The 15,017-nt window shown below is 71.1% G+C and carries 15 protein-coding genes and 2 pseudogenes; 11 read left to right on the top strand and 6 right to left on the bottom strand.

Annotated elements, in window-relative coordinates; translation table 11 throughout:
- A partial coding sequence (locus tag HET64_RS26210; protein WP_164218844.1) for a DeoR family transcriptional regulator occupies window positions 1-200 on the bottom strand: 200 nt, incomplete at its 3' end.
- Between the two features lie 402 nt (window positions 201-602).
- Between HET64_RS26210 and HET64_RS26205 the strand changes: the two genes are divergently transcribed.
- Window positions 603-3,017, top strand: a complete 2,415-nt coding sequence (locus HET64_RS26205; RefSeq protein WP_215109609.1) for a polysaccharide lyase 8 family protein — start codon at window positions 603-605, stop codon at window positions 3,015-3,017.
- Window positions 3,018-3,062: 45 nt separating this feature from the next.
- Here the strand turns inward: HET64_RS26205 and aac(3) are convergent, their stop codons facing one another.
- Window positions 3,063-3,920 (bottom strand): aminoglycoside 3-N-acetyltransferase, encoded by an 858-nt coding sequence (gene aac(3) / locus HET64_RS26200; protein WP_215109607.1) that lies wholly within the window; start codon window positions 3,918-3,920, stop codon window positions 3,063-3,065.
- A gap of 93 nt (window positions 3,921-4,013) precedes the next feature.
- Here aac(3) and HET64_RS26195 point away from each other — a divergent pair, with 93 nt between their 5' ends.
- Window positions 4,014-4,526, top strand: coding sequence for a DinB family protein (locus HET64_RS26195; RefSeq protein WP_215109605.1), 513 nt, complete (start codon window positions 4,014-4,016; stop codon window positions 4,524-4,526).
- Window positions 4,527-4,655: 129 nt separating this feature from the next.
- The gene (locus HET64_RS26190; RefSeq protein ID WP_215109603.1) at window positions 4,656-5,399 is read left to right on the top strand and encodes a transporter substrate-binding domain-containing protein; all 744 of its coding nucleotides are present in this window, start codon (window positions 4,656-4,658) and stop codon (window positions 5,397-5,399) included.
- Window positions 5,400-5,519: 120 nt separating this feature from the next.
- On the opposite strand, the gene HET64_RS26185 is transcribed toward HET64_RS26190, so the two are convergent.
- Complete coding sequence (locus tag HET64_RS26185) at window positions 5,520-6,020, bottom strand: GNAT family N-acetyltransferase (protein ID WP_308370382.1); 501 nt, start codon at window positions 6,018-6,020, stop codon at window positions 5,520-5,522.
- Between the two features lie 445 nt (window positions 6,021-6,465).
- Between HET64_RS26185 and HET64_RS26180 the strand changes: the two genes are divergently transcribed.
- Together HET64_RS26180 and HET64_RS39250 are read left to right on the top strand one after the other, a co-directional pair.
- Entirely contained in the window at window positions 6,466-7,758 is a 1,293-nt protein-coding gene (locus HET64_RS26180) for a hypothetical protein (protein ID WP_251145888.1), read from the top strand.
- 68 nt (window positions 7,759-7,826) lie between these two features.
- Complete coding sequence (locus HET64_RS39250; protein ID WP_251145887.1) at window positions 7,827-7,976, top strand: hypothetical protein; 150 nt, start codon at window positions 7,827-7,829, stop codon at window positions 7,974-7,976.
- A gap of 39 nt (window positions 7,977-8,015) precedes the next feature.
- On the opposite strand, the gene HET64_RS26175 is transcribed toward HET64_RS39250, so the two are convergent.
- Window positions 8,016-8,186 (bottom strand): DUF6381 family protein, encoded by a 171-nt coding sequence (locus tag HET64_RS26175; RefSeq protein WP_215109599.1) that lies wholly within the window; start codon window positions 8,184-8,186, stop codon window positions 8,016-8,018.
- A gap of 153 nt (window positions 8,187-8,339) precedes the next feature.
- A pseudogene (locus HET64_RS26170) lies at window positions 8,340-8,773 on the bottom strand (hypothetical protein).
- A gap of 193 nt (window positions 8,774-8,966) precedes the next feature.
- On the opposite strand from HET64_RS26170, the gene HET64_RS26165 reads away from it, so the two are divergent.
- Window positions 8,967-9,461, top strand: a complete 495-nt coding sequence (locus HET64_RS26165; RefSeq protein WP_215109597.1) for a helix-turn-helix domain-containing protein — start codon at window positions 8,967-8,969, stop codon at window positions 9,459-9,461.
- Window positions 9,454-9,840 carry a DUF4180 domain-containing protein gene (locus HET64_RS26160; RefSeq protein WP_215109595.1) on the top strand — a complete coding sequence of 129 codons (387 nt, stop codon included), beginning with the start codon at window positions 9,454-9,456 and terminating at the stop codon, window positions 9,838-9,840. Before HET64_RS26165 ends, HET64_RS26160 begins: the two co-directional genes overlap by 8 nt.
- A 108-nt stretch (window positions 9,841-9,948) precedes the next feature.
- Here the strand turns inward: HET64_RS26160 and HET64_RS26155 are convergent.
- Window positions 9,949-10,924: pseudogene (locus HET64_RS26155) on the bottom strand (sporulation protein).
- 416 nt (window positions 10,925-11,340) lie between these two features.
- On the opposite strand from HET64_RS26155, the gene HET64_RS26150 reads away from it, so the two are divergent.
- The 4 genes from HET64_RS26150 to HET64_RS26135 form a co-directional block, all read left to right on the top strand.
- Window positions 11,341-12,678: a hemolysin family protein gene (locus tag HET64_RS26150; RefSeq protein ID WP_215109593.1), complete on the top strand. Its 1,338-nt coding sequence runs from the start codon at window positions 11,341-11,343 to the stop codon at window positions 12,676-12,678.
- Window positions 12,675-13,691, top strand: coding sequence for a hemolysin family protein (locus HET64_RS26145; protein ID WP_215109591.1), 1,017 nt, complete (start codon window positions 12,675-12,677; stop codon window positions 13,689-13,691). The genes HET64_RS26150 and HET64_RS26145 overlap by 4 nt, the downstream gene beginning before the upstream one ends.
- 126 nt (window positions 13,692-13,817) lie before the next feature.
- Window positions 13,818-14,438: an L-threonylcarbamoyladenylate synthase gene (locus HET64_RS26140; protein WP_215109589.1), complete on the top strand. Its 621-nt coding sequence runs from the start codon at window positions 13,818-13,820 to the stop codon at window positions 14,436-14,438.
- 74 nt (window positions 14,439-14,512) lie between these two features.
- On the top strand, window positions 14,513-15,017 hold a 505-nt coding region (locus HET64_RS26135; protein ID WP_215109587.1), incomplete at its 3' end, for a hypothetical protein.

Genomic DNA, 15,017 nt, shown 5'->3' with positions numbered 1-15,017 from the left:
GGCCGGGACTGCCCGGTGGGCCACACCACCGCACCGTGCAGCCGCTCCACCAGGCCCTGCGCGGCCAGCGCCTCGACGTCCCGGCGCAGGGTGACGGCGGACATGCCGAGTTCCTCGGCGAGTTCGGCGACGCGCAGGCTGCCGCGCTCGCGGACGAGCTCGAGCACCCGCTCGTGGCGCTGGTCGACGTGCAGTCGCATGGATCCCCCTGGAGTCGGAGACGGCTGGGCTCGGGCCTGACGGTGTTCCGGTGGCCGATCGGCCACCGCCCGGGCGACGGCAACCGCTCGGACCCCTGTTCCCGCACGGCTGCCTCCCGGGACCCGTCCGGCACGCCTCAACCATATCGATCACATCCGCTCGAAACGATCCGAGCGGGGTTTTGCCCCGGTGCGACGGGCGCACGCCGGTTCACGACCGGACCGGACATACACTCCCCGAGAAACGATCGATACGATCAATTCGGCCAAAGTCATTGAGCGAGTCGTCCAGCGGCTGCTAGAAAGTGCCCGCCCGCTCAGAACAGTCGGATCCCGGGAACAGTTCAGCGCCCAGCGCGCCGGGTTCCCGGCGGAGACACGTCACCGACCCGGAGCTCCCCCATGACTTCTGCCTGGTCCCGCCGTACCTTCCTGGCCACCTCAGCGGCGCTCACCGCCGTGGGCGGCGGAGCGCTGACGCTCGCCACGCCCGGCGCAGCCACGGCCGCCCCCGAGGACGATGCGTACGCGGCGCTCCGCACCACCTGGAGCGCGCTGATCCTCGGCGAGGGGTTCAGCCCGACCGCCGAACCCTTCAGGAGCCGACTGGCCGATCTCGGCGCGAAGGCCTCGCGCCTGCTGGAGACCATGGCGCCTGCGGAGGGTTCGCTCTGGCCCGACGCGGTGTTCGCGGATCCGGACCCGGACACGGACGCCGAGTCGTACGTCTTCTCCGGACGGATGGCCGACAGCTTCATCCGTCTGAACACCCTGGCCCAGGCCTACCGCCAGCAGGGCACCGGCCTGACCGGGAACACCGGGCTGCGCGATGCGGTGCTCACCGGCCTGGAGCACCTCAACACCCAGGTCTACAACGACGGCCGGGCCCGGTACGGAAACTGGTACAGCTGGCAGATCGGCGCGCCGCAGGCCCTGCTGGACGTGTGCGTGCTGATGTACGACGCCATCGCCCCGGAACGGCTCACGCGCTACTGCGCCGCCGTCGACCATTTCGTACCGGACTCGACGGTCGCCTCGTACACCGGGACCAGCACCGGGGCGAACCGGGTCGACCTGTGCCGGGTCCTGGCCCTGCGCGGCGTCGTCGGAGGGAACGCGGCGAAGATCGCCCTGGCCCGGGACGCCCTCTCCCCCGTCTTCCCCCTGGTGACCAGGGGCGACGGCCTGTACGCCGACGGCTCGTTCATCCAGCACACCACCGTGCCGTACACCGGCAGCTACGGATCGGTGATGCTCGGCGGACTCGGCCTGCTGTTCGCGCTGCTCAAGGGGACCACCTGGGAGGTCACCGACCCGAAGCGGCAGGTGGTGTTCGACGCGGTGGAGAACGCCTGGGCCCCGTTCCTCTTCAACGGCCTCGTCATGGACGCCGTCGCGGGGCGTGCCATCAGCCGGGGCGAGGTCGACGACCACCGGCGCGGACACCCGATCCTCGCCTCCGTCGTACTGCTGGGCCGGGGCGCGTCGGACGCGGAGAACAACCGGTGGCGGGGGCTCGTCAAGGGCTGGGCGCAGCGCGACTACTACAGCCCGCCGCTGAGCAACCCCTCGCTCGCGCTCACCGCGCTGGCCCGGATCAAGGACGTCCTGGACGACACCTCGCTCACCCCGGTCCCCGAGCCGGAGGGCCACCGGCTCTTCCCCGACATGGCACGGGCCACCCACCGCCGTCCGGGCTGGGCGGTGTCGCTGAGCATGGCCGACCGGCGCATCACCTACTACGAGACCGGCAACGGCGAGAACCTGCGCGGCTGGCACACCGGGTCGGGGATGCTCTCCTGGTGGGGCGACACCTTCGCCAACGGCCAGTACAGCGACGCGTTCTGGCCCACCGTCGACCCGTACCGGCTGCCCGGCACCACGGCCTCGCGCAAGGTGCTCGCCGACGGGGCGGGCGGCGACTGGGGCACCTCACTCCCCGATGTGAACTGGGTCGGCGGGGTCACCGACGGGAAGCGGGCCGCCGTGGGCCAGTACCTCAAGGGACTCTCCAGCACGCTGATGGCGAAGAAGTCGTGGTTCTTCCTCGACGACACCGTCGTGTGCCTGGGCGCGGGCATCCACGGCCGCGACGGCGCGGTGGTGGAGACGACCGTCGACAACCGCAATCTCGGGCCGACGGGCAACGCCCCGTTCACCGTCGACGGCTCGGTCAAACCTCTCACGTTCCCCTGGTCGGCGACCCTGACCGGAGCGTCCTGGGCGCATCTCGCCGGGCACGGCGGCTACGTCTTCACGGGCGGGGCCGCCGTGAAGGCGCTGCGGGAGGACCGGACGGGCCGCTGGCGCGACATCAACACGGCGGGCTCCACCGATCCGGTCTCCCGGAAATACCTCACCCTCTGGTTCGACCACGGCCGGGACCCGTCGGACGCCACGTACGCGTACCAGCTCCTGCCCGGCGCGTCCGAACAGCGCACGGCGGCACGGGCGGCGGACAGCGGCTGGCTGCGCGTGCTCGCCAACACGGACGATCAGCAGGGGGTGGCGGTCGACCGGCTCGGGCTGACCGCCGTCAACTTCTGGTTCGGCGGGAGCGTCGGACCGCTGGTGGCGGACGCCCCGTGCTCGGTGATGGTCACCGAGCACGCCGACGGAACGGCGACGGTATGCGTGAGCGACCCCATGCGGACGCGTACGAGCCTGACGCTCACGTGGAACCGGGCCGTCGCCTCGGTCGTGTCGAAGCCGGCGACGGTGACATCGGCGACCACGGGGACGTCGCTGCGCCTCGTCTTCGGCGACCTCTCCGGGACGCGCGGGGCGACGCAGACGGTCAAGGTACGGCTGCCCTGAACCGCGTCGGCGGTCGGTTCCGGAGCGGGGTTTCGGCAGGCGGGTTCAGTCGGCCGGGACGTTCAGGTGTTCCTCGATCCAGCGGACGCCGAACTCCACGGCCGGGGCGGCGTCGAACAGATGGCTCCTGGCCGCCCCGACGAAGCCCTCCCGCCCGACGCCCGCGGCGAGCATGCTCCCGACGATCGCCGAGAAGGGGTCCTGCCCCTCGGGCACAGCCGAGGAGTAGTCGAACGCACCGTGTTCGGAGTCGATGTCCCGGAAGGCGCGCCAGACCCGCTCGCCCTCCACCTCGATGGGCTGTTCGTACGTCACGAACCGTTTGCCGGGGGCCTGGGCCAGCGCCTCCGCGTGGTGCAACAGCGTCATCGTGTCCCGGGGCGCGCCGAGCAGCAGCACCCGGCCGCCGAGGGCCACCAGACGCGCCAGCGGGCTGCCGGGACCGTGCGGGTCGTCCCAGGGGTGGGCGTCCATCAGGGCGGCGGCCGAGGCGCCGAGTGCCGCGAGACTCACGTCGGGGTGACGGCTGCGTACGGCCCCGGGCCTGCGGCGCAGGGCCTCCGGAAGACGGCCGTTGGCGTGCTCGGCCTCGCTCGTCCCCGGGTCGAACGCGGGGTGGTGGGCGCGCACGGCCTCCTGCCAGGCGCGGGGCCAGTCGGTGAAGCCGTAGGGCGGAGCGTCGTTCCAGCCGCAGGTGACCAGCAGCGTGCCGGTCGGCCCCACCACGTCCAGCAGGGCGTCGATGACGGTCTGGGGGCCGCCGGGGACGTAGCCGATCGCGGACAGCCGCGTATGGAACATCACGGTGTCGCCCGGGGCGAGGCCGAGCGCGGCCAGGTCGTCCCGGATCCGGTCCCGGGTCACCGGCCCGTGGGAGCGTCGCAGCAGTTCCGTCTCGTCCATGCCTCACCACTCCGGAGTCTGTCGTCGGGATCAGGCCGGGCGGACGCCGGCCGGTCATACTGTCGGCCGGAACACGGACTGGGGAACATCATCATGACGGACGACGACCGGATCGCGCCTCCACTGCTGGGGAGCGAGCGCGAGACGCTGCGGGCCTTCCTCGACTACCAGCGGGAGACCCTCGCCATGAAGTGCGCGGGGCTGGGCGACGACGAGTTGCGCGAGCGGTCGATGCCGCCGTCCGCCTTGTCCCTGCTGGCTCTGGTGCGGCATCTGGCCGAAGTGGAACGCGCCTGGTTCCGGCGGGTGTTCGAGGACGGGGCGGCCCCCATGGTGTGGTCCGGGAAGCCCTTCGACTTCCAGGCGGCGTACGACGCGAGCACCTCGACCCGGGCCGAGGCGTTCGCCGCCTGGGAGGCTGAGGTCGAGACCTCGCGGCGCATCGAACGGGAGGCGGCCTCACTGGATCTGGTGGGGCGTCAGCCGCGCTGGGACAAGGACGTGTCGCTGCGCATGGTCATGGTGCACGTCCTGCTGGAGTACGGCCGCCACAACGGTCACGCGGACCTGCTGCGGGAAGGGGTGGACGGCACGGTGGGGGCCTGAAGCCCCGGGCGACGGCGGGACCCGCGCCTCCTTCGGCCGCGACGGGCAAAGGGGCAGCCGTCCTGTACGCCCCTCATGCCGTTCCGTACGCCCCTCGACCGCGCCGGGCTCACTCGTAGACTCGGCGCCATGACTCAGCAGCCGGTGTCTCCCGCCCTCGCCCCCACGTTCGCGCCCGGCGGCGCCCTGCGTGCCTCGATCAACCTCGGCAACCCGATCCTGGCCCACCGGGATCCGGCGAGCGGCGAGCCGGCCGGGGTCTCCGTCGACCTCGCGAGGGAGTTCGGGCGGCGGCTCGGGGTGCCCGTCGAGCTGGTGGCCTTCGAGAGGGCCGCGCTGTCGGTCGACGCGGTGCGGGCCGAGCGGGCGGACATCGGATTCTTCGCGGTCGATCCCGCCCGTGGCGAGGGGCTGCGGTTCACCGCCCCGTACGTCCTCATCGAGGGCGCGTATCTGGTGCCGGAGGCGTCCCGAGTCTCCGAGAACGGCCAGGTGGACCACGAGGGCACCCGGGTCTCGGTCGGGGCCGGGTCCGCGTACGACCTCTTCCTCACCCGCGAGGTCCGCCGGGCCGAGATCGTCCGGCTGGAGGGCGCCCCTCGCGCGCTCGCGGCCCTGCGGGCGGGTGAGGTCGAGGTGGCCGCCGGTATCCGGCAGTTGCTGGAGGCCGAGGCCACGCGGGCCGGGGGCGTACGGGTGCTGCCGGGGCGCTTCATGGTCATCCGGCAGGCCATGGGGGTGCCGGCCGGGCGAGGGGCGGCGGCGCAGGAGCTGCTGGCGTCGTTCGTGGAGGAGATGAAGGCGGTCGGTTTCGTCGCCGACGCCCTGAAGCGTCATGGCGTGGAGGGTGCGATCGTGGCACCTGCTGGGTGAACCCCCGGCGGGCGGAAGCCCGTTGATGTCGTGGCGGCGAGGATGCCGATGTCGTGCCGGACGGGGCGGGCATCGGGCGGCTCCGCGGGCCCGGCCCGGGTGAAGGGCGCGTTCGTCGCCTCAGCGGAGACGGGTCAGCACGCGGGTGGTACTGCCGTCGTCCACCTCGATGTCCCTCGTGTGCTCGAAGCCGATTCCGCGCAGCAGGGTCAGCGAGGCCTCGTTCCCGGCGGCGACCGTGGCGTGGACCTCGGTCAGCCCGAGGGTGCCGAAACCGTGGGCGACGACGGCCTGCGCCAACTCGGTTCCCAGTCCGGATCCCCATGCGGTGGGGGCCAGGGCATAGATGATCTCGTGGCCGTCGACGGCATCGGTCCGCTTGATCTCGGCGTGCCCGACGAGGATCCCCTCGCGCCGCACGGCCCAGACGGCGAACAGGTCCTGGGCGTACACCTTGGTGAAGACCCGCCCGAACAGGGCCCGGTCCTCCGCCTCGGTGGAAGGGCCGTCACCCATCCACCGGGACACCTCGGTGTCCTGGAACAGGGCGACGAAGCCCTCTTCGTCCTCGGGGACGTACGGCTCCAGCAGGAGCCTCTCGGTGCGCAGGGTCGGGGTCACGGCGCGTGACGCTACCCGGGCGACGACCGCCCGGGCAATCGACATTTCCCGAGGACCGACGAGACGCCTGCAGGAGTGCGAGCGCTCTGCCGCCTCGACGGGGAATCATCCACTCTAACGGGGTAATGCCGGACAGATCGCGGGACAGTACCGTGGAGATGGCAACGAAGAAGACACGTGACCGAGCATCAGGTAGGTCGATGTCCGAGCGCCCTGAGCGGTTCGCCCAGTAGCGGAATCGCAGGTGTGGGCCGACATGGACTTTCTCCCCTTCCCATCCCGAGGACATGACCGGCTGCGGCAACACGCGGCTGGATGACGGTCGACGTCCGCCATGTCGGACACACCCGCGGCGAACGGGCCGCCGGACGGTCTTCTTCCACTCCTCGGCTGCACGGAGCTCAGTGGAACCACCAACACCCCTCCTTCCCGATGGAGTTGACCCATGAGCGCATGCGGCTGCGGGCAGTCACCGATCATGATCGGCGACTGTCGGCCCTCCAAGCCGGCCTGCCCTCCCGTGGCTTGTCCCGGCTCCAAGCCCTGCGAGCACTGCGAGACGACCCCACTGCGTGATTCCGCGCCGTACCGGGTCACAGCGACCGCGAGCACCACCGACCCGACGCCGTACTACACCATCGCCAACACCCATGCAGCGCTGGACCCTGTCGTCGCCCGGACCATCCTGAACAGCGGTACGGGAGTGTTCCCGGCCGACGACGGGACGCACAACGGCCAGCACACCTGGCTCGCCGGCGTCGTGCACATCGACCCCGCGTCCCTGCGCGGCAACCCCACCGAGGTCACGATCAGCGCCTCGGTCCATGTCCACAACGACGGCAGGAACCCGGCCTGCCGGCTCTACGGCCGCTTCGCCCTGTGGAACGGCACGACCCCGGTCCGCACCGATCTCCTGGGCCCACCCGATCTGCCGGCGGGTGGAGACGAAAACGGCGTCATCCCACCGACCACCGTGCCCCTCGCGGACGTCCTCGCGGGAAAGATCGTCGTCGAGCTCAACCTGGAGACGGGCAACGACGAAGGCTGCCGGGTCGGCCCCAAGCAGTGGACCGTCGACAGCTTCGTCCTCACCGTCCAGGCGTCCGCCCCGGGCTGCGGCAGACCCTTCCTCCGTACGACCTGCCGCGACTGCGACGGCACGGTCACCTGCACGGCCGACACCCTCGACGGCTCGACCCCCTACGCCCCGGTACCGCCGGTCATCCCGGTCGCCTCCTGCCAGGACGGCTGCGCCACCGCCCGCCCTCCGTGCATCTCCACCGACCGGGACAACGCCATCACCCGGGGCAGCGACGGTTGCCTGTACGCACCCGACACGCCTTCGCTGGACCCCTCCCCGTGCAATGCCGCACGGAACACGACCGGCGGGCTGCTCGTGCCGCGGATCGATCTGACGGGTCTCGCTCCCGGCGGCAACAGCGGCGTCGAACGGTCGGTGGACATCGATGTCACGGGGGCGCCCGGCTGCCCCGAGAGGTGGGAGATCGGCGCCCGCCTCACGCCGGTGAGCGCGTTCCTCAACGCCGAGCGGCAGCACGCCGACCTCCTGGCCCGGACCGGTAGCGACGTGCCGGTGTCCCCGAGTCCGACATCGTGCTCCCGGAAGCCGGCGTCTACCACATCGACAGCGACGTACGGTACGCGCTCGGGTCCGCCACCGGCGGCAGCGGCTACATCATCGGCTGGCTCAGGGACGAGACCACGGACACCCTCCTGACGAGCTTCACCCAGATCGCGGCGATCAACGCGGCGAGGCAGGAGCAGCAGGGCGGAACCACACACATCATGACCGAGTACGCGGTCGCCTCCGGCCCACGGACGGTCCGCCTGCACCTGATGTTCGTCCTCACCGGCGGCAAGATCTCCGACGCCGAGGCCGGCGGCACCGACAGCAATGGCGCGACCCGGATGCGCTTCCTCAAAGTCAGGGACTAGGACGTGGTCGCGTTCAAAAGCGACCACGTCGACAGGCCTTCAGGAAGGGCGGGGCTCGGCCGTCGGCTCCTCGCGCAGCAGCCGCAGCGCCTTCTCCCGCAGCCGCTGCCGGTGCTCGGGGTCGGTGGCCCGGTCTGCGGCACGGCCCAGTTCCTCGGCGCGTTCACGGTTGCGGCGGGCTCGCTCCATCGGGGTGTCGTGCAGGTTCATGGGGGTGTCCTCCGTCTTCGGTCCTCCGTCGGCAACCAACGTTGCGTGCGCGACCGGAGCCCCAGCGTCACCGGAGTCCGTCGGGTCCGCATCTCGTGCGGCTACGTTCGGTGACGGCGGGAGGGCGGGTTCCCGGAGGACGGCGACCGCCCGTCACTCGGGGGTGTGGTCCGGATGCCCTCGGTCCGCCGGGCCGCCTTCATCTCGGCCTCGTAGAGGTGATCGCGCCCCTCGGCGAGCTCCCGCCTGATCTCATCCTCGATCGTCCGGAACACGTCGTAGTAGGTGGCGTTGTACTCCTCGACGATCTGGAACGTCCAGTGCCCGGGGATCACGTTGCGGCCGAGGATCTCGCGTTCGACGCGCTCGGCGTGGTGTCCGTGCCCGGCGGCGCGGAGCAGTCGCACGGCGCCGTCGAGCGCGAGGTCGGCGCTCCCGGTGAGCTGATGGAAGTCGTAGAGGGCGCCACGGGCACGCTCGGCGGTCTCCAGCGCCTTCGAGAGCGCCCCGAGGGCCTCGACGGTCGTGTCGGTCACGCCTTCGGGGCGCTGGTGCCGCGGATCGGGCGGCCGGCGTTCGGGGTTCATGGGATTCCTTGTCCGTGGGCGGCCGTTCGTTTCCCACCTCGCTACCGGGGCTTTTCCACTGTCCTACGCGGGGCCTCGTCGCACCCGCCGAGCACGTCCGGCGCGAGTGACCCCGAGCCGCGATGTTCCCTAAAGAACTCTATCTTCACTCAAAAGCATCCAAGGAGAGCTGTTTAACGTAGGATACGGATTCATGGGGAATGACGAGCGGGAGCTCTACTCGGTCGGCGAGGTGGCCGAGCTGCTGGGGCTGCATGTGCGGACCGTGCGGAACTACGTACGCGACGGCCGGCTCAAGGCTGTCCGGATCGGCAAGCAGTACCGGATCAACAAGGAGGATCTGGCCGCCCTGACCGGGCGGCCGACCGACGACACGGCCCCGGAACCGACATCCGCGCCGGGGCATGCCGAGGTGTCCAGCATCGTGCAGATCGACGCGCTCGGTCCGGACGCCGCGCACCGGCTGAGCACGTTCGTCACGGCGGGCGCGCAGTCCGGGCGGGACGTGTCGGAGCCTCTGCGCATCCAGACGGTCTACGACGAGGAGCGAACCCGGATGAAGATCGTCATTCTCGGCGGCGCCGCCGCCACCGCCGATCTGCTGCACATGATCGACGGCCTGGTGGGCCCGGACAGCGGCCTGTTCGCCTCCGCCTCCACGTCCACACGGGGAGCGGACCGTGTCTGACGTCTTCGAGTACCACGGCGTTCCGGTCCTGGTGTGCGACGCCGACGGAGCCACCATCGCCGACGTTCAGGACGCCCTCGACCATCTGATCGGGGCCGCGTTCGCGTGTGCGGAGGTGGTCGCGGTGCCGTCCGGCCGACTGGACGACCGCTTCTTCGACCTGAGCACCGGCCTCGCCGGAGCCATCCTGCAGAAGTTCGCGAACTACCGACTCCGCCTCGTCGTCCTCGGGGACATCGGCCATCACCTGTCGGCCAGTTCGGCCCTCCCCGACCTCGTCCGCGAGGCCAATCGGGGCCGGGACATCTGGTTCATGCCGGATCTGGACGCTCTCGCCGACCGTCTGGCCCCGCACGGGACCCGCCGGCCGTCCGGCTGAGGCAGCCGTCTGCGAGACGGAACCGATCGACGGGGTAACCGGCGGGGGCGGGCGCGGCGGGCGGAAGACATCCCGCCCGCCGCGCCGGACCGCACGGGGACGGGAGGGTCAGCCCTCGTCGCCCTCCGCGCCCTCGTCGCCTTCCTCCTCCTCGAAGGCGTCGCCGATCTCGTCGACGACCTCGGCGGCGACCATGCCGCCGACGACACCGACGGCCACGCCCGCCGCGACCCCGGCCACCACCGCACCCCCACCGGGACCCGACCCACGCCGGTCACCGTGGTGTTCGGCGCCAGAAGACGGCACGGCACGGGTCACATGACCGGCGATGACCTCCTTCAGCCAGGCGTCGACCTGGGCGTTCCAGTCGGTGTGCGGGACCGCGTGGTGCGAGACCGTGAAGCGGTGGACCGTGTCGTGGCCGTCGGAGAACAGTCCGGCGCGCTTGTCCGCCTCGATCACGACCTCCAGACCGCCCGGTGCGGCGATGAAGCTCACCTCGATCTCGTTGACGGCGTGCGCGTGACCGGCCGGCGGGAGGATCTCGATCTCCTGGTAGCAGTTGCTGACCGGTGCCCCGGATGTGTCCGAGCTCCAGGTCGGCCGCCCTGAACGCGTAACCGAGCTGCCCGAAGGCCTCCAGGATCGCTTCCTGCACGGGCAGCGGTCCCACCGCGAGCGCGTCGAGGTCGCCCTTGTCCCGCGCTCCCGCGACCTCCAGCTCCGTCCGGATGCCGAGCACGGGGCCGAGGTGCTGGCCGTGGAGCTCGGTGATCGGTGTCTCCCATGGCAGGGTGACGGTGAACGGCACCGTGTGCTCGGCCTCCTCCGCCAGCCGGAATCCACCGCCGACGGTGAACCGTTCGAGGACGACCGTGCCCTCCTGCTCCTCGTCCTGGTTCTCCATCTCGACCCGGGCGACGAGGAGAAGCGAGATCCGGTCGACCGTCACGTCCGATCCGCCGCCCCGCAGGCGGACCTCTCCGGTGAGGAGACCTCCGGGCGATGCGGGGCCGGGCTCCAGAACGGTGTCGACCGAGGGTCCGCCGACCCCGAGGGCTCCGAGCAACTTCTTGAACACCATGTGCGGCGTCCGCTCCTTCTGTGTCTGGGTGATCTCTGTGGATGGGTGTCTCTACGGATGGGTGATCTTCACGGAAGCCTGATCTCCACGGATGAGCGATCGAGGGTGCGTGAGCCACCTCGCCGGGCAGAACCTCCAGAGAAGCGAAGGGGTTCCCCAGCCCATGACCACTCCGCACAGTTCCGGCCATCAAGACCGCGGATGCCGCGGCCGCCCCGCGCGGCACTCCGTGTGACACCCGCCACTCCCCATTGCTTTGCGTTCCCTTTACTATCTATAAGGCGGGTTCACACCCGCATTCCACCGTCGATCCCGACGACCCGAACAGAGAAGGAGCTGCGCACCGCAATGGGTGAGCCTCCCAGTACGAACCGTGTCATCCCTGACCCCACGCACCAGGGGACGGAGGTGACACGGTGAGCGAAGTGGCCCTTCTTCTCCTCGCCCTCGCGCTGACACTGGCCTGCGCGGTGTTCGTCGCGGCCGAGTTCTCGCTCACGACCATCGAGCGCAGCGAGCTCGAACGCGCCGTGAAGGCCGGGGAACGTGGTGCCGAGAGCGCGCTGAAGGCAGCCAAGCGGCTCACCTTCCAGCTCTCCGGCGCCCAGCTCGGCATCACCGTGACCTCCCTGGTCATCGGCATGCTGGCCGAGCCGTCCCTCGCGGTGCTGCTGCGCGGCCCGCTGGAGGGCGCCGGACTTCCGGCCGGCGCCGTGTCCACGGTCGCCACCCTCCTCGGTGTGGCCGTCTCCACCGTGATCCTCATGGTCATCGGTGAGCTGGTCCCGAAGAACTGGGCGATCTCCAGCCCGCTCACGGTGGCCAAGGTCGTCTCGACCCCGCAGCGGGCCTTCACAGCCTGTTTCGCTCCGCTCATCCGGCACCTCAACAACACCGCGAACCGTTTCGTGCGCCGCCTGGGCCTGGAGCCGGCCGAGGAGCTGGCCTCCGCCCGTACGCCGCAGGAACTGATCGCGCTCGCTCAGCACTCCGCCCGCGAGGGCGCCATCGAGCAGGACTCGGCCGAGCTGTTCGTCCGCACCCTGCACCTGGCGGAGCTGTCCGCCGAGAACGTGATGACGCCGCGCGTCGACGTCCGGGCGCTGGAGGCGCACGCCACCGCCGCCGACGCCGCCAACCTCACGCTGGCCACCGGCCTGTCCCGCTTCCCGGTCTACCGGGACAGCCTGGACGAGGTCATCGGCACGGTCCACATCCGCGATGTGCTCGCCCTGGACGAGTCCGAGCGCGGCCGGACCCCCGTCACGGCCCTGGCGACCGAGCCGCTCCTCGTACCCGACTCGCTGCCCGTCGACCGGCTGCTCGCGCAGTTGCGCAAGCACCGGACGATGGCGGTGGTGATCGACGAGTACGGCGGTACGGCGGGGGTCGCCACCGTCGAGGACATCGTCGAGGAGGTCGTCGGCGAGGTCCGCGACGAGCACGACCCCCATGAGCGCCCCGACCTCGCACCGGCCGAGCCGCTCGGCGACGGGCGCCCCGTCTGGGAGGCCGAGGGAAGCATCAGGCTGGACCAGCTCGACCGGATCGGCTTCGGCGCGCCGGAAGGCCCTTACGAGACGCTCGCCGGCCTCCTCGCCAACCAGCTGGCCCGCATCCCGGTCCGTACGGACCGGGTGGAGGTCGACGGCTGGCAGTTCGACGTGCTCGACATCGAGCACCACCGGGCCGACCGGGTCCGGATCAGCGCGCCCGCACCGGTGCCGGCCCTCGTGGAGGAGGACGCCCGATGACCGCCATCCAGCTCGCCATCGGCGCGCTCACCCTCCTCACCAACGCGTTCTTCGTGGGCGCGGAGTTCGCCCTCATCTCGGTCCGCCGCAGTCAGATCGAACCGCAGGCCATGCGGGGCAGCCGACGCGCGAAGAGCGCCCTGTGGGGCCTCGAACACCTGTCGGCCGCCATGGCCACCGCGCAGCTGGGCATCACCATCTCCTCCCTGGTGCTCGGAGCCGTCGCGGAACCGGCCATCGCCCATCTGCTGGAGCCGCCGTTCGACGCGGTCGGCGTGCCGGAGGCGCTGGTCCACCCGATCGCCTTCGTGATCGCGCTGACGCTGGCGACGTATCTGCACATGCTCATCGGCGAGATGATCCCGAAGAACATCGCGCTCGCCGCCCCCGTCGCCACCGCGCTGGCGCTGGGGCCGCCCCTGGTCGGCCTGACCCGGGCGCTGCGCCCGGTCATCTTCGGCATCAACGCCTTCGCCAACATGCTGCTGCGGCTGCTCAAGGTCGACCCCAAGGACGAGGTCGCCTCGGTGTTCACCGACGACGAGCTCGTACGGCTGGTCAAGGACTCCAGCGACGCCGGGCTGCTGGCACCGGCCGACGGGGAGCGTCTGCGGGACGCTCTGGAGCTCGGAACCCGGCCGGTCGGCGAGGTGATGGTCCCGCTGAACCGGACCGTCACCGTCGACCTGGGCATCACCCCGCAGGGTCTGGAGCGGGCCGCCGTCGCCTCGGGTTTCTCGCGGCTGCCGGTCACCGGGCCCGACGACGGGCTGCTGGGCTACTTCCACATCAAGGACGCCCTCGGCGTCGCGGAGCGCACCAAGGCGCTGCCCACGAGCGCCCTCCACCCCGTCATCCGGGTCGAGATCGACACCCCGCTCGACGACACCCTCACCGCGATGCGTGCCGCCGGTACGCATCTCGCGGCGGTCGCCGGTGACAAGGGCACGGTCATCGGCTTCGTGACCATGGAGGACGTACTGGACGAGCTGGTGGGGGCCGCCGCGGTCTGACCGGCCCGGCGGTGAACTCCACCGCGCGAAGCGGAAGAAGAGGCGGCCCGTCGTGACGACGGGCCGCCTCCCACTCTTCCCGGCGGAGGGCTCTACCGGTCCGGCCCGAGCGCGTAAGCTCGGCGAATGGCCAAGTACTTCGACGTGCACCCCGCAAATCCCCAGCCCCGCACCATCAGCACGGTGGTCGACAGCATCCGGTCCGGTGCGCTCGTCGCGTACCCGACCGACTCGTGCTACGCACTGGGCTGCCAGTTGGGCAACCGTGACGCCCTCGGCCGGATCCGGTCGATCCGGAACCTCGACGACAAGCACCACTTCACTTTGGTGTGCCACGACTTCGCGCAGCTGTCGCAGTTCGTGCGTGTGGACAACGACGTGTTCCGGGCGGTCAAGGCGGCGACGCCCGGCAGCTACACCTTCATCCTTCCGGCGACGAAGGAGGTTCCCCGCCAGTTGCTGCACCCGAAGAAGAAGACGGTCGGTGTGCGCATCCCCGACCATGTCGTGACCCAGGCCCTGGTCGCCGAGCTCGGCGAGCCGTTGCTCTCCAGCACTCTGCTGCTGCCGGACGAGGAGGAGCCGCTGACGCAAGGCTGGGAGATCAAGGAGCGGCTCGACCACGAGGTGGACGCGGTCATCGACTCGGGCGACTGCGGCACCGAGCTGACCACGGTCATCGACTTCTCCGGCGACGAGCCCGAGATCGTACGCCGCGGAGCCGGGGACACGTCCCGCTTCGAGTAGCCCTTACGGCGGCGGGGCCCGCCGCGCCGGTCGCCGGTCCTCCCCCGTCGCCCCGACGGGGGAGACTGGTGGGTATGACAGGTGAGCGACTGCGGTTCGACGGCTGGATCGCCGGCGTGGGGACCGCCTCGGGTACCCGGCTGGTGGTCGGCCACTGGCCGCGTTCGCCGTTCGGGGCGTTCAGCGACGTCATGGTCGAGCATCCCGACGGCGTACGGGTCCTGCTGGCCCCGTCCCGGCGGATCGCGGACTTCGTCGCCGCCACGTACCGCTTCGACCGGATCGAGGTGGTGCCCGTGACCGTCGCCGTCGCCGGCGACACCTGGCTCGTCGAGGCGGGGCCGCTGCGTCTGCGGCTGCGGACGGGCCGCAGTTCCGCCCTCGGCCTGCTGCTGTCCGCCGTACCGGCCCCGCTCGCCCGCAGCCCGCTCTGGGCAGCACTGTGCGATGTGCCGGCCCGGCTGCTGATGCCGGGCGTACGCACCCTGGGCCGCGCGGGTCCGGGGCGGCGGGAGTGGTACGGGGCGCGGGGGCTGCGGCCGGTCGTGGCCGCCGACGCCGTACTGGACGGGGCGGGCC

It is taken from the genome of Streptomyces sp. McG3 (assembly GCF_018619185.1).
Classification (GTDB): Bacteria; Actinomycetota; Actinomycetes; order Streptomycetales; family Streptomycetaceae; genus Streptomyces.
Note: the sequence above shows the minus strand (reverse complement) of the source record. Positions and strands in the feature narration are given on the sequence as shown.